The organism is Nocardioides sp. Z38_18 (assembly GCF_058215695.1).
This window is the reverse complement of record NZ_JBZAJE010000002.1, coordinates 1,537,836-1,552,112: the sequence shown is the minus strand read 5'-3', so window position 1 is coordinate 1,552,112 and position 14,277 is coordinate 1,537,836. Positions and strand designations below refer to the sequence as shown.

10 protein-coding genes are annotated in these 14,277 nt (G+C 70.9%); 6 read left to right on the top strand and 4 right to left on the bottom strand.

Annotated features, from left to right (window positions below; all coding sequences use genetic code 11):
• Window positions 1–104 precede the first annotated feature (104 nt).
• From AC4BGC_RS18560 to AC4BGC_RS18545, 4 genes are all read left to right on the top strand, one after another.
• Window positions 105–2,639 carry a GcvT family protein gene (locus tag AC4BGC_RS18560; protein WP_490557077.1) on the top strand — a complete coding sequence of 845 codons (2,535 nt, stop codon included), beginning with the start codon at window positions 105–107 and terminating at the stop codon, window positions 2,637–2,639.
• Window positions 2,636–3,412, top strand: coding sequence for an electron transfer flavoprotein subunit beta/FixA family protein (locus AC4BGC_RS18555; RefSeq protein WP_490557076.1), 777 nt, complete (start codon window positions 2,636–2,638; stop codon window positions 3,410–3,412). The genes AC4BGC_RS18560 and AC4BGC_RS18555 overlap by 4 nt, the downstream gene beginning before the upstream one ends.
• On the top strand, window positions 3,409–4,398 hold the full coding sequence (locus tag AC4BGC_RS18550; RefSeq protein WP_490557075.1) for an electron transfer flavoprotein subunit alpha/FixB family protein: 990 nt from the start codon (window positions 3,409–3,411) through the stop codon (window positions 4,396–4,398). The genes AC4BGC_RS18555 and AC4BGC_RS18550 overlap by 4 nt, the downstream gene beginning before the upstream one ends.
• 138 nt (window positions 4,399–4,536) lie before the next feature.
• The gene (locus tag AC4BGC_RS18545; RefSeq protein ID WP_490557074.1) at window positions 4,537–5,901 is read left to right on the top strand and encodes an outer membrane protein assembly factor BamB family protein; all 1,365 of its coding nucleotides are present in this window, start codon (window positions 4,537–4,539) and stop codon (window positions 5,899–5,901) included.
• Window positions 5,902–5,904: 3 nt separating this feature from the next.
• Here AC4BGC_RS18545 and phoA read toward each other — a convergent pair whose 3' ends face one another.
• Complete coding sequence (gene phoA / locus AC4BGC_RS18540; RefSeq protein ID WP_490557073.1) at window positions 5,905–7,341, bottom strand: alkaline phosphatase; 1,437 nt, start codon at window positions 7,339–7,341, stop codon at window positions 5,905–5,907.
• 111 nt (window positions 7,342–7,452) lie between these two features.
• On the opposite strand from phoA, the gene AC4BGC_RS18535 reads away from it, so the two are divergent.
• Entirely contained in the window at window positions 7,453–9,549 is a 2,097-nt protein-coding gene (locus tag AC4BGC_RS18535) for a RecQ family ATP-dependent DNA helicase (RefSeq protein ID WP_490557072.1), read from the top strand.
• Between the two features lie 81 nt (window positions 9,550–9,630).
• Here AC4BGC_RS18535 and AC4BGC_RS18530 read toward each other — a convergent pair whose 3' ends face one another.
• Window positions 9,631–11,211 carry a DHA2 family efflux MFS transporter permease subunit gene (locus tag AC4BGC_RS18530; protein ID WP_490557071.1) on the bottom strand — a complete coding sequence of 527 codons (1,581 nt, stop codon included), beginning with the start codon at window positions 11,209–11,211 and terminating at the stop codon, window positions 9,631–9,633.
• An 86-nt stretch (window positions 11,212–11,297) separates the two neighbouring features.
• Between AC4BGC_RS18530 and AC4BGC_RS18525 the strand changes: the two genes are divergently transcribed.
• Entirely contained in the window at window positions 11,298–12,014 is a 717-nt protein-coding gene (locus AC4BGC_RS18525; RefSeq protein ID WP_490546918.1) for a YoaK family protein, read from the top strand.
• Here AC4BGC_RS18525 and AC4BGC_RS18520 read toward each other — a convergent pair.
• Together AC4BGC_RS18520 and AC4BGC_RS18515 are read right to left on the bottom strand one after the other, a co-directional pair.
• The gene (locus AC4BGC_RS18520; RefSeq protein ID WP_490557070.1) at window positions 11,992–12,702 is read right to left on the bottom strand and encodes an aspartate/glutamate racemase family protein; all 711 of its coding nucleotides are present in this window, start codon (window positions 12,700–12,702) and stop codon (window positions 11,992–11,994) included. The genes AC4BGC_RS18525 and AC4BGC_RS18520 overlap by 23 nt on opposite strands.
• Complete coding sequence (locus AC4BGC_RS18515; protein WP_490557069.1) at window positions 12,699–14,258, bottom strand: NCS1 family nucleobase:cation symporter-1; 1,560 nt, start codon at window positions 14,256–14,258, stop codon at window positions 12,699–12,701. Before AC4BGC_RS18515 ends, AC4BGC_RS18520 begins: the two co-directional genes overlap by 4 nt.
• Window positions 14,259–14,277: the final 19 nt, after the last annotated feature.

Sequence of the window (14,277 nt, the reverse complement as noted above, 5' to 3'; positions counted from 1 at the left end):
TGGGGGCCCGGCACCCTTGACAGGTGCCGGGCCCCTGACCGATTCTGGACTTGTTTCGTATCGCGCATCATGTTGCCTATTGCGCAACACCTAAGGAGGCCCTCGTGGCTACAGTCCCCGCCACCGCCAAGGTCGTGGTCATCGGCGCCGGCATCGTCGGCAACAGCCTCGTCCACCACCTCGCGAAGCTCGGCTGGACCGACATCGTCCAGCTCGACATGGGGCCGCTGCCCAACCCGGGCGGATCCACCGGGCACGCCTCCAACTTCATCTTCACCGTGGACCACTCCCGCGAGATCACCGACCTCACCCTGGACTCGGTGCGCCAGTACGAGGAGATGGGCGTCTTCACCCAGTCCGGCGGCTTCGAGGTCGCGCGGACCGAGGAGCGGATGGAGGAGCTGCGCCGGCGGATGTCCAGCGCCAAGGCCTGGGGCATCGAGTCCGAGCTGGTCTCGCCCGAGTTCGTCGCCGAGAAGGTGCCCTTCCTGGACCCCGACCAGATCGTCGGCGCGTTCTGGACCCCCGGCGTCGGCGTGGTCGACTCCCTGCGCGCGGGCACGATCATGCGCGAGGCGGCGCTGGCAGCCGGCGCGCTGACCGTCGTACCCAACGTCGAGGTCGAGGACCTCGGGGTGGAGGCCGGCCCCCACGGCACGCGGATCACCAAGGTGGTCACCAACCAGGGCGACATCGAGGCGGAGTACGTCGTGATCGCCGCCGGCGTGTGGAGCCCGAAGATCGGCGACATGGCCGGCGTGAACATCGCCCTCACCCCGGCGGTGCACCAGATGATCTCGGTCGGCCCCTGCCCCCAGCTCGCCGAGACCGACGGTGAGATCAGCTTCCCGATCGTCCGCGACATGGACACCTTCTGCTACGAGCGCCAGCACGGCGCCGACATGGAGGTGGGCTCCTACGCCCACCGCGCGATCCTGCACGAGCCCGAGGACATCCCCTCGATCGACCAGGCCAAGCTCTCCCCGACCGAGATGCCGTTCACCGAGGAGGACTTCGACCCCCAGCTCGAGCAGGCGCTCGAGCTGATGCCCGAGCTGCTCGGCGCCGAGGGGGCCGAGATCCGCTACGCCATCAACGGGCTCCTCTCGCTCACCGCCGACGGCTCCCCCATCCTCGGCGAGAGCGAGGTCAAGGGACTGTGGGTCTGCGCCGCCGTGTGGATCAAGGAGGGTCCCGGCGTCGGCCGCGCGGTCGCCGAGTGGATGACCCACGGTCACTCCGAGATCGACATCCACCACAGCGACATCGCGAGGTTCCACCCCCACGAGACCACCCGCGAGCACGTCCGGGCACGCACCAGCGAGTCCTTCATCAAGACCTACGGGATCGTGCACCCCTCCGAGCAGTACGAGTCGGACCGCGGCGTGCGCTGGTCGCCGATGGCGGAGTCCCAGAAGGCCCTCGGCGCCGTCTTCTACGAGACGGTCGGCTGGGAGCGGCCGTGGTGGTACGAGTCCAACGCGCCCCTGGTGGAGAAGTACGGCGACGCCGTGATGCCCCGCGAGCACGAGTGGGACTCGCGCTGGTGGAGCCCGATCATCAACGCCGAGCACCTCGCGATGCGCGAGAACGCGGGCGTGATCGACCTGACCGCCTTCTCGATCTTCGACATCACCGGTCCCGGCGCCCTGGCCTCGGTGCAGCAGACCTGCGTGGCCCAGTGCGACGTCGCCGTGGGCAAGGTCATCTACACCCCGGTCCTCGACGCCAAGGGCGGCTTCATCTCCGACCTCACCGTGATGCGGCTCGGCGAGGATCACTTCCGGGTGGTCACCGGCGGCGCCCACGGCCGGGCCGACCTCCAGTGGTTCACCCGCCACCTCGCCGACGACCCGTCCGGGGAGACCCGGATCCAGGACCTGACCGAGGAGCTGTCCACGATCGGGCTGTGGGGTCCTCGGGCCCGCGACATCCTGGCCGGCCTGACCGGTGACGACGTCTCCGACGCCGGCTTCGGCTTCCTGAGCAGCCGCGAGATCACCGTCAAGGGGGTCGACGGCCCCGTACTGGCGTCGCGGATCTCCTACGTGGGCGACCTCGGCTGGGAGCTCTACGTGCCGTTCGCCTCCGCGGCCCAGCTCTGGGACGCGCTGCTCGCCGCGGGCAAGGACCACGGCGCCGTACCCGTCGGCATCGGCGTCTACGGCACCACCGGACGCCTGGAGAAGGGCTACCGCGCCTTCGGCGCGGAGCTCGACGCGGAGCGCACCATCGTCGAGGCCGGGATGCAGCGGCCGAAGGTGAAGGCGGCAGACTTCGTCGGCCGTGAGGCCTACCTGGCGCAACGCGAGGCAGACCCGGCCGCCGTGCTGTGCACCCTGACGGTGGAGGACCACACCTCGGCCAGCGGCGTGAAGCGCTACATGCTCGGCGGCGAGCCGATCCTCACCCGTGAGGGCGGCACCCTGACCGATGGTCACGGGCACCACCCCTACGTCACCTCCGCGGGCTCCGCGCCCTCGCTGGGCAAGCACGTCCTGCTCGCCTACCTGCCTCCGGAGGAGGCCCGGATCGGCAACGAGCTCGCTGTCTCCTACATGGAGGAGCTCTACCCGGTGACGGTCGGTTCCGTGGACGCGACTGCGCTGCTGGACCCCGCGAACGAGCGGATCCGGTGAGTGGCGTGAACGTGCTCGTCTGCGTCAAGCGGGTGCCGGACTTCTCGGGCGAGGTGCTGCTCACCGAGGACGCCCAGTCCACCGACGCGCGCTTCGTCGGGTACACGCTCAGCGACCACGACAACTGCGCGGTCGAGCTGGCCGTCCAGGTCGCGACCGCGACCGGCGGCCAGGCGACCGTGCTCACCGTGGGGGCCGCCGACTCCGTGGAGCAGCTGCGCTCCGCCCTCGGGGTCGGTTGCTCCGCCGCAGTGCTCGTCGAGGCCGACCCGGTCGCCCTGGGCCCGATCGACGTGGCCCGCGAGATCGCCTCGGTCGTCCGCGAGCACGAGGCCGCCGGGACGACCCACGACCTGGTCCTGGTGGGCAACGACGCGGCCGACTCCGGCGACTTCCAGGTCGGTATCCGGATCGCGCACGAGCTCGACCGCCCGGTCGTGACCGGCATCAAGAACATCACCGTCGAGGACGGCTCGGTCCGCCTGCAGGGCGACGGCCCCGAGGGCCTGGAGACCTACCTGGTGCCGCTGCCCGCCGTGGTCACCGTGATGGAGGGCGGCGTCGAGCCGCGCTACCCGACGATCACCGGCCGGATGAAGGCCAAGAAGGTCGCCGTCGAGACCCGGGCTCCCTCCGCCGAGCTGGTCGGCAGCGGCCGGGTCCGGCTGGACGTACCACCCCCCGCACCGTCCTCGGCCGAGGTGCTCGGCGAGGGTCCCGAAGCCGCCACCGCCGTGGTGGACCTGTTGCAGAAGCTGGGGGTCGGGCGATGATCCTGGTCTACGTCGAGACCACCGAAGAGGCCGTCAGCGAGGTCTCCCTGGAGACGGTCACCCTCGCTCGTGACCTGTCCGCGGCCGGGGGCGGCGTCCCCGTCGACGCGGTCGTGGTCGGCCCTGCCCCCGGCAGCGTGGCGACCGAGCTGGCGACGTACGGCGTCCGCACGGTGCACCACGCCGGCGGCGACGACTTCGACCTGTTCTCCGGTGCGGCGACGGCGACTGCCGTGATCGCGGCGCGTCAGGCCGCCGGTGCCGTGGTCGTGATGGCCGGCGGGACCAACCGCGGCAACGAGGTGCTGGCGCGGGTCGCCACCCGCCTCGGCGTGCCGATGGCAGCGAACGTGGTCTCCTTCGGCGGCCTCTCCCCCTTCGTGGTCACCCGGCAGGTCGTCGGTGGGGCCGCCCTGGAGGAGGTGCGGCTGGCCCAACGCCCGGCCGTGTTCACCGTCGCCGGGCACGCCCTCGAGCCCACCCCCGCCCCGGAGCCGGTCACCGCCCCCGAGGGCGCGAGCGTGACCCCGCTCCCGGTGGAGCTGACCGCGGCCGACCTCGCCGTCCGGGTGGTCTCGGTCGAGAAGGACTCCGCCGAGGACGACAGCGGCCTGCGATCGGCCCGGATCGTCGTGGGGGCGGGTCGCGGCGCCGGTGGCCCTGACGGCTTCAAGGGCGTCCTCGAGCTCGCCGACCTCCTCGGCGGCTCGCTCGGCGTCTCCCGCGTGGTCACCTCCCTGGGCTGGCGCCCGCACCACGAGCAGGTGGGCCAGACGGGCAGCAGGATCGCGCCCGAGGTGTACCTCCCCTGCGGCATCAGCGGTGCGATCCAGCACTGGGCCGGCTGCGCGAGCTCGAAGGTGATCATCGCGATCAACACCGACGCCGAGGCGCCGATGATGACCAAGGCCACCTACGCGGTCGTCGGGGACATGCACGAGGTCGTCCCCGCGATCAACGAGGAGCTCCGCCGACGACGGGCCTGATCCGCAGGTCAGGCTCGCGTGCCCGGAGCTCGGGGACGCACGCAGCTCGCGAAACCACTGACCGCACAACCCGCTGGACCCGACCCCGGGAACTGCTACTCCTCGTGGCAGGAAGAGTCCGGCCCTACGCTGTCCGGCGTGAGCAGACGCGCCTGGGTCATCGGCACGGTGGCCGGTGTCGTGGCGCTGGCCACCGTGGGGGCTGTCGCGGCTCCCAGCCTGATCCCCGGCCGGGGGGCCGATTGCGGCAAGCAGGTCGTGTCCGTCCCCGGGGCGCGTTCCGAGTCGCCCTTCCTGGATGCGGCGCGGCGCAGTGAGCAGCCCGATCGCGACCGGGACGCGCTGGTCGCGGCGATGGAGGCCGCCCCGGCCCCGTTCGGGGACGTGCTCGGGGCGGTGGGCTACCACTACGAGCAGTGGGCCCAGGTGTCGGCGTTCGCGCAGGGCATCGGGGTGCGCACCCGCGACAACCCCGACTTCACGATGCTCGACGACCGCACGCTGGAGCCACGGTGGAGCGTCCAGGTGAGCAGTCGCCGGTCGGCGTACGACGCCAGCGACGAGCGCTACCTCGTCGCGACGATGCCGGGCGGCCGGGCGCCGACGCTCGTCTCGCTCGACGCCGGCACGGGCAAGCGGAAGTGGTGCAGCGAGCTGAGCGGGCGTGCGGTGAAGGCCTCGGACGCCTTCGCGACCCAGCTGCTCGGCGGCGAGGACGTCGTCGTCCTCGCACCCGGCAGCGACCAGGACGAGCGGGTGCGCAGGCTGAGCGGGGCGGACGGGTCGCAGAAGTGGGAGCGTGACCTCGACGCCGACTCCGGGGACTTCCTGGGAGCGCTGGACGAGGAGACGCTGCTGGTCGGCGGCAGGGCGCAGTTCGACCTCGTGGACACCGAGTCACTCGCGAAGCGGCCCGCGGGACCTGCCCTCGCGCTGCTCTCGGCGCGGGACGGGAGCACGATCTGGGAGCGGGAGGCCGGTGCGGGCTCCGGGCTCCACGTCATCGGCACCGACCCCGACGCCGAAACCGACACAGGGCAGGGTCTCGCGGTGGTCCAGGAGTGGGACGCCCGGGCCGGCAAGGCCCGGTTGACGGCGATCGACCGCGAGGGAGAGACGGTCTGGTCGACCGTCCCAGCCACGGGCGTCTTCTTCGATGCCGCCCTGCGGTCAGGGCGGGTGCTGGTGCGGGTGGGCAACCGGTTCTCGGCGTACGCCCTCGGTGACGGGCGGCGGCTGTGGAGCCGGTCGCTGCCCGAGTCGCCGCAGCCGCTGCCGTACGGCTTCGAGGTCGGCGCCGTCCCGCTGCTCGACGAGGACCACGCGCTCATCGGCGGCACCACTGCGCTGCACACCCTGGACCTGCGCACGGGCGCGATGACCTCCGCTGCCCTGCCCACCGACGGCATCAACACCACCTACTGGCCCTACCAGGTGGCCGTCAGCCCCGGGCTGGTCGCGGTCGCGACCAACACCGGGGCTGTCGTCCTGCGGCGGGAGTAGGGCTCAGCGGCGACCCGACCCCAGGGTCTTCTTGATGATGAAGTGCAGATCGGTCTGGTCGATCAGGCCGACCACGTTGGCCGCGCCGGGACCGTAGCCGGCGACCCGGACCTGGCTGCCGGTGTGCTGCTGGCTGCCACCGGCGGCCGAGGTGCCGTAGGCCACGACCATGTCGGAGCCGTCCTTGGTCCGGAGCCGGGTCGTGAGCCCGGGGGTGTTGCCGTCGACGACCTGGCTGGTGTGCGCGTGGTCGGCAGTCACGATCACCAGGGTGTTGCCGTCCCGGCGGGCGAAGTCCAGGGCCGTGGCGACGGCCTCGTCGATCTGCTGGGTCTCGCCGATCTGGCCGCAGGCGTCCGCAGCGTGATCCTTCTTGTCGATCGAGGCGCTCTCCACCTGGAGGAAGAACCCGTTCTTCTTCCCCGCGGCGTTCCTGGAGAGCAGGTCGATCGCCTTCCCGGTCATCGACCTCAGGTCAGGCACCGAGCCGAACGCCGGCTCGGGCCTGCAGGTCTGGGCGGTTCGGTTCGCCCCACCCGGGGTGGCCACCAGGGGTGCGAACTTCACCGGCAGGTTGCCCGGTGCGAACAGTCCGAGAAGTGGCCTCTTCTGATCCGCGCTCGCCACTGCAGCGAGATCCTTCTTCGCGGTCAAGTAGTTGTAGCCACGCTCCCTGGCCTGTTGCTCGAGCGTCTTTCCCTTCCAGCTCCCGGCCGTGGCGACCTCCGCGAACGTCGCGGAGCCGCCTCCCAGCGTCACGTCCGGCCGGGCGTCGAGCAGCTGCTCGGTGATCGAGCCGCGACCACCGTTCTCCCTGGCCGCCTCGGGGCACTTGCTCGAGGTGGCGACGGGTCCGTAGCAGCTGCGCTGACTGACGTGACTGACCTGCACCGCAGGGGTGGCGTCCTGGATCTCGGAGGTGCTCACGTTGCCGGTCGCCTTGCCCTGCTTCTTGGCCAGCTCGAGCAGCGTCGCGTGCGCCTTCCCGTGGCGATCCACGCCCACGGCGTTGTCGTAGGTCTTCACCCCGGAGGCCCAGGCGGTCCCGGTGGCGGCCGAGTCGGGCGCGTAGTCGGGCTTCCCGGTGGCCTTGTCGACGCTGTAGTGGGTCATCTGCCCGGTCAGCGGCAGCGCGTCGAGGCCCTTGAAGGCCCCGCCGGCTCCCTCGAGGTAGTTGCGGGCCACGGTGATCTCGGAGTCACCCATCCCGTCACCGATGACCAGGATGACGTTCTTCGCCTTCCCGGACTTGATCGAGCCGGCGATCACCTTGCTCTGGTCGCCCTCGAGGCGGGCAGCGCCGCCGTACTGGTCGACGTTGCCAACTGCCGAGCGTTCGACGAGAGGGAGTCGCCCGCCGGCGACGACGGCCGAGGAGCCGAGTGCGCCGAGCGAGAGGACCGCGGCGCCGAGTACGAGCGCTGAGTGCTTGAGCTGCATGGGGAACCTTTCCTGGAAAAGAACTGGTGTGGTCCCGACGCTCCAGCAGCCAGGTGTCTGTCGGGGAGCGCGCCGATGAACATGTCGCTCCCTCTTGGTAGACAGGGGCCCATGACGACGACCACCAGTGCCCGCCACGAGGCCGAGCAGCACCTACGGGCGCTCGTCGGCCGCGAGGACGCCCGCCTCCACGACGACCAGTGGGCGGCGATCGAGGCACTGGTGGTGGAGCAGAGCCGGGTGCTGGTGGTGCAGAAGACCGGCTGGGGCAAGTCCGCGGTGTACTTCGTGGCCACGGCGCTGCTGCGCGGCCTCGGGGCCGGGCCCACGGTGATCATCTCGCCGCTGCTGGCGCTGATGCGCAACCAGATCGAGGCCGCCGAGCGGGCCGGGATCCGGGCGGCCACGATCAACTCCACCAACATCGAGGACTGGCAGGCCATCCGAGCGCGGGTCGACGCCGGCGAGATCGACGTCCTCCTGGTCAGTCCCGAGCGGCTGAACAACCCGACGTTCCGCGACGAGGTGCTGCCCCAGCTGACCGAGACCGCCGGGCTGCTGGTGGTCGACGAGGCGCACTGCATCTCCGACTGGGGCCACGACTTCCGGCCCGACTACCGCCGGATCCGCCAGATGCTCACCACGCTGCCCGCCGGGATCCCGGTGCTCGCCACGACCGCGACCGCGAACTCGCGGGTGACCGGGGACGTCGCCGAGCAGCTCGGCCAGGATGTGCTCGTGCTGCGCGGGTCGCTGGACCGCGAGTCGCTGCACCTCGCCGTGCTGCAGCTCGAGCGCCCCGAGCAGCGACTGGCCTGGCTCGCGGAGCACCTCGGCGACCTCGAGGGCTCGGGGATCATCTACACGCTCACCGTGGCTGCCACCCAGGAGGTCGCCGAGCACCTGCGCTCGCGGGGCCACGCCGTCGCGGCGTACTCCGGCCAGACCGAGACCACCGAGCGGCTCTCACTCGAGCAGGACCTGCTCGCGGGGCGACTCAAGGCGCTGGTCGCGACCAGCGCGCTCGGGATGGGCTTCGACGCCCGGCTCGGGTTCGTGGTCAACCTCGGGGCACCTTCCTCGCCGGTCGCCTACTACCAGCAGGTCGGCCGAGCCGGCCGCGGGACCGAGCACGCGAAGGTGGTGCTGATGCCCGCCCAGGAGGACCGCGACATCTGGCGCTACTTCGCCTCCCTGGCCTTCCCGCCCGAGCAGCACGTCCGCGCCACCCTGCGAGCGCTCTCCGAGGCCGGCGCCCCGCTGTCCACGGCTGCGCTGGAGACCCATGTCGACCTGAGCCGGACCCGGCTGGAGACGATGCTCAAGGTGCTCGACGTCGACGGGGCCGTCAACCGGGTCCGCGGCGGGTGGACCGCCACCGGGCAGGAGTGGCACTACGACCAGGAGCGCTACGACCGGGTGGCCGCCGCCCGGCGCGACGAGCAGGCAGCGATGCTCGCCTACATCGCGACCGACGGCTGCCGGATGAGGTTCCTGCGTGAGCAGCTCGACGACCCGGGGGCGCAGGACTGCGGGCGCTGCGACAACTGCGGCGGGATCGACCTGCCCGCGGGGGTCTCGGGCGAGGCCGTGCAGCAGGCCGGTGAACGGCTACGCCGCCCCGGGGTGACCCTGGCCCCCCGCAAGATGTGGCCGAGCGCCCTGGCCAACCTCGGCATCGACCTGCGCGGCAAGATCGCCGAGGGCGCCGAGGAGGGGCGGGCGGTGGGCCGGCTCACCGACCTCGGCCACGGTCAGCTGCTCCGCGAGCTCTTCCGCCCCGACGCCGAGGACGGGCCGGTCCCCCGCCCCCTGGTGGACGCGGTCCTCGAGGTGCTCGGCGACTGGCACCCGTCGTGGCCGGCTCGGCCCACCGGGGTGGCCTACGTCGACTCCGCGCGGCGCCCCCAGCTGGTCCGCGACCTCGCGGAGGGGATCGCGCGCTACCTGCACCTGCCGCTGGTGGCCCGCTGGGAGATCGTGGACCCCGACGTCCCCCCGGGCCAGGGGTCGGCCAACTCCGCGCAGCGCGTTGCGGCCGTGGGCCGCCGCTACGCCCTGGCCGTGGACCAGCCGCTGGACGGAGGACCGGTGCTGCTGGTCGACGACCTGATGGCGACCGGCTGGACCCTGACGATGGCCGGCCGCGCGCTCCGCGGCGCCGGCGCCTCCGCCGTCCTCCCCCTCACCCTGGGAGTCGAGAGCTAGGCGGTCGAGCCCTAGGCGGTCGAGCAGCGAGCGATCAGTCGAGACCCCCTCCAGCCGAGCCAAGCGCCCAGTCGAGACCCCTCAGTGCCCCATCATCGCGGTGGGGTCGACAGGGGTCTCGCTCTTCTTGCGCGGCAGGAAGAACGCCGGGATCAGGCAGCAGGCCACCAGGATGGTCGCCACGATGAAGACGTTGCTGAAGGCGTCCGCCATGTCGACGAGCGCGCGGGCTCCCAGCTTGTCGAGGTCGGCCGGGGTGAGCCCGGCCTTCTCCAGCAGTGCTGCCAGCCTGGACGGGTCGTCCTTGGCCTCGGCCACCGCACCGGAGAGCTTGATCGCCTCGCTGCTCTTGAAGCCGTTGGTGAGCAGCACCGAGAACAGCGCGGTACCGATCGAGGCCGCGACCTGCTGGGTGATGTTGAGGAACGTGGACCCGCGGGCGATGTTGTGCCGGGTCAGGGTGCCCAGGGCCGCGCTCATGATCGGCATCATCGTGGCGCCCATGCCCAGGCCCATGATGAACAGAGCGGTGATGATGTAGGGGTAGTGCGTGTCCGCACCGATCTGGGTGAACATCGCCATGCCGACGGTGATCACCGCGATGCCGGTCATCACGACCTTGCCGGGGCCGATCTTGTCGGCCAGCAGGCCGGCGAGCGGCATCGTCAGCATCGCGCCGATGCCCTGCGGGGCCAGCAGTACGCCGGCCCGGAGGGCCTCCTCGCCACGGACCTGCTGGAAGTACAGCGGGAACAGCAGGCTGGCCCCGAAGAAGGCGATCGCGAACAGCATCATCGCCAGCACCGAGACCGTCATCGCCCGGTTCTTCAGCAGCCGGAGCTCCACCAGCGGGTGGATGTTCTTGGGCCGCAGCGCCCACGGGACGAACGCGATGATCAGCACCGTGCCGACCGCGGTCCAGGTGATCACGCCGGTGTCCAGGATCGTCCCCGCCTCCGGGATCGAGGAGACGCCATAGAGGAAGGCGGCCAGACCCGGCGAGAGCAGCAGCATGCCGACGAAGTCGAAGGACTCGGAGGGCTCGACGTTGTCCTTCTCCAGCACGAGCAGGGCGTAGATGAACGCGATCGCGCCGATCGGCAGGTTGATCAGGAAGATCCAGTGCCAGCTCAGGGAGTCGATCATCCAGCCGCCGAGGATGGGGCCGAAGATCGGGCCGAGCAGCATCGGGATGCCGAGCACGGCCATCACGCGGCCGATCCGGTCGGGACCGGCGGCACGGGTCAGGATCGTCATGCCCAGCGGCATCAGCATGCCGCCGCCGAGACCCTGCACCACCCGGAAGGCCACCAGCATCGAGAGCGAGTCGGCCATGGCGCAGAGCACGGAGCCCGCCGTGAACAGCGCCACCGCGAGCAGGTAGAGGCGCTTGGTGCCGAACCGGTCCGCGGCCCACCCGGTCAGCGGGATCACGCTCGCCAGGGCCAGGGTGTAGCCGGTCATGGTCCACGCGACCTGGGCCGCGGTGGCGTCGAACTCCTGCTGGAAGGTCTGCAGCGCCACCGAGACCACGGTGATGTCGAGGATCGACATGATTCCGCCGAGGACGACCACGCCCGCGACGAGCAGCACCCGCTTGTCCAGCCGGTCGCTCGGGTCCGCGTCGGGAGTGCGCTGGCTCACATCGATGTTCTGGGTCACCGGCCAAGACTAGGGGTGAACAGCCGTGCACTGAACAGGTTTGTACGGTGGCCTTCGTCACGATGGTTGTCCGGCACAATCAGCACATGACCGGGCTCCGCCGCATCGATCCCGACCGGCTGCACCTGGTGCTGATGCTGGTCCTCACCTTCGGTACCGGGATCGTCGACGCCGTCGGCTACCTCGGGCTGGACAAGGTGTTCACCGGCAACATGACCGGCAACGTCGTCATCCTGGGGATGGCCCTGGTGGGCGGGGACGGCCTCCCGATCCTCGGCCCGCTGCTGGCCCTGGCCGGGTTCATGGCCGGGGCGGCCCTGGGCGGCCGCGCCCTCCGCGGAGCCCCGCATGCCTGGACCGGTCGGACCACCGCTCTCCTCGCCCTGGTCGGCCTCTCCGTGCTCGCCCTGGCGCTGCCCCTGGCCCTGGTGGAGGACCCGTCCGCCGAGGCCCTGTTCGTGGTCACCACCGTGCTCGGCGCGGCGATGGGGGTCCAGGCCGCGACGGCGAGGTTCATCGGGGTCAAGGACGTGACCACGGTCGTGGTCACCTCCACGATCACCGGTCTCGCGGCCGACTCCGTCCTGGGCAACGGCAGCGGCAGGGGCGCCAGCAGCGCGCGTCGCGCTGCCGCGGTGCTGCTGATCGTCGCCGGGGCGGCGGCCGGTGCCGCGCTCCTGCACTGGCACCTGTGGGCAGGGCTCGTGGCCGAGGGAGTCCTGGTGCTCCTCGTCGTCCTCGTCGGCTTCCTGCACGCCCGCGTCAGCGCCGACGAGCCGCTCAGCTCCCCAGGTGCTCCTTGACCGGAGGCGTGGCCAGCTCGCCGCGCTTGCTCGTGCGCAACCCGAGCCGGAGCAGCTGCTCGACCGTCGTGACCGCGGCGGCCACCCCGTCGACGACCGGCACCTCCAGCTCGGCCGACAGCCAGCCGCAGAGGTCGGCCATCCCGGCGCACCCCAGGACGACCACGTCCGACCCGTCGGCGGCGAGGGCCGACCGGGAGGCCGCGAGAATCGTGGCCCGCGCGGCCGGATCGGTCTCGAGCTCCACGACGGGGATCTCGCAGGCGTGCACCCCCGCGCACAGGTCGGAGACCCCGTAGGAGCGGGCGATGTCGCGGGTGTGCCCGATCGTGCGCTCCAGGGTGGTGACCACGCTGAAGGAGCGGCCCAGGTACGCCGCAGTACGCATCGCTGCCTCCGCGATCCCCACCACCGGGCCCGACGCGACCTCACGAGCGGCGAGCAGGCCGGGGTCGCCGAAGCAGGCGATCACGTAGCCGTCGTACCCCTCGACCTCACCGCTGAGCACCTCGCGGACCACGCCAGGCGCGCTCATCACCTCGTCGTAGTGGGACTCGATCGAGACCGGACCCGTCGACGGGCTGACCGCATCCACGGTGACGCCCGGGCCGGCGACGGCCCGGGCGCACTCACCGATCGTCGCGGTCATCGACGCCGTGGTGTTCGGGTTGACGACCTTGATCCTCATCTGGAGGCGGTCGCCTCGCTCGCGGTCCCGGTCGGCTCGATCGATGCCGGGCCGACTCCCATGGCCCTGGCCAGGAAGTAGTAGGTCACGAACCCGAGCGCACACCCCAGGAACCAGCTGTAGTCCGGCAGCCAGGTGAGCACGTCGCCCACCTTGGGGACCACCACGGAGAGGATGCCGATGGCGCCGGAGACGGCGACCGCGATCACCGCGGCGGGGTTGTAGCCGCGGCTGTAGTAGTAGGAGCCGGACTCCTCGAGGGTGAACAGGTCGTCCACCACCACCTGCTGGTCCCGGATCAGGTAGTAGTCGGCGATCAGGATCCCGAAGAGCGGCCCGATCATCGCGCCCAGGATGCCGAGCGTCCAGAAGATCGCGTCCGGCTCGTTGTACCAGTTCCAGGGCGTGAGCAGCACGGAACCGACCGCGGCGATCATGCCGCCCATGCGCCAGCTGATCTTCTGCGGCGCGACGTTGGAGAAGTCGAAGGCCGGCGAGATGAAGTTGGCCACGATGTTGATGCCCACGGTGGCGATCACGAACGTCAGGCCGCCGAGCAGGACCGCGGTGAAGGTGTCGATCCGCTGCACGGTCTCCACCGGGTCGGTGAGCAGCTCGCCGAACACCGGCACGGTGGCGGAGGCGGTGACCACGACCAGGAGCGAGAAGAACACGAAGTTGACCGGCAGGCCCCAGAAGTTGCCCTTCTTCACGGTCTCGAAGCTCTTGCCGTAGCGCGAGAAGTCACCGAAGTTCAGCATCGGTCCGGAGAAGTACGACACCACCAGGGCGATCGCGCCGAGCATGGTGGTGATCGTGGCGCCGGTGGAGAGGTCCTTGTCGGTGAGGGTGAAGCTGATGTCCCAGTTGGCGCGGGCCAGCATGTAGATGCACACGGCGAACATGGCGACGTACACGGCCGGGCCGCAGAAGTCGATGAACTTGCGGATCGCCTCCATGCCCCGCCAGAACACCGCCGCCTGCGCCACCCAGAGGATGGCGAAGCTGAGGTAGCCGAGCGCGGAGAGGCCCAGGAAGCCGTGGGTCTCGACGTCGGCGTACGGCGCCAGCCCGGGCCAGAGCTTGAGGAAGACGATGTTCAGCGACCCGGCGGCGAGGAAGGTCTGCACGCCGTACCAGGCCACCGCGATCAGGCCGCGGATGATGGCCGGGATGTTCGCCCCCAGCACCCCGAACGACGCCCGGCTGATCACCGGGTAGGGAACCCCTGCCACCTGGCTCGGCTTGGCGACCAGGTTGCAGAAGAACTGCACGAGGAGGATCCCGACGATCAAGGAGACGAACACCTGCCAGCTGGTCAGGCCGAGCGCGAACAACGATCCCGCGGTCACGTAGCCGCCGACGCTGTGCACGTCGGACATCCAGAACGCGAAGATGTTGTAGGTGCTCCAGGTCTGCTCCTTCAGCGGCGCCAGGTCCTCGTTGGTCAGGCGGGGGTCGTAGCCCTGCTTGATCAGCCCCGGCCCCGCAGGATGCGGCGGGGTGATGACCACGTGGTGCTCGGACTGGGTCTGTGACGGCTGCACATCGGTCATGGCGGACTCCTCGCTCGGA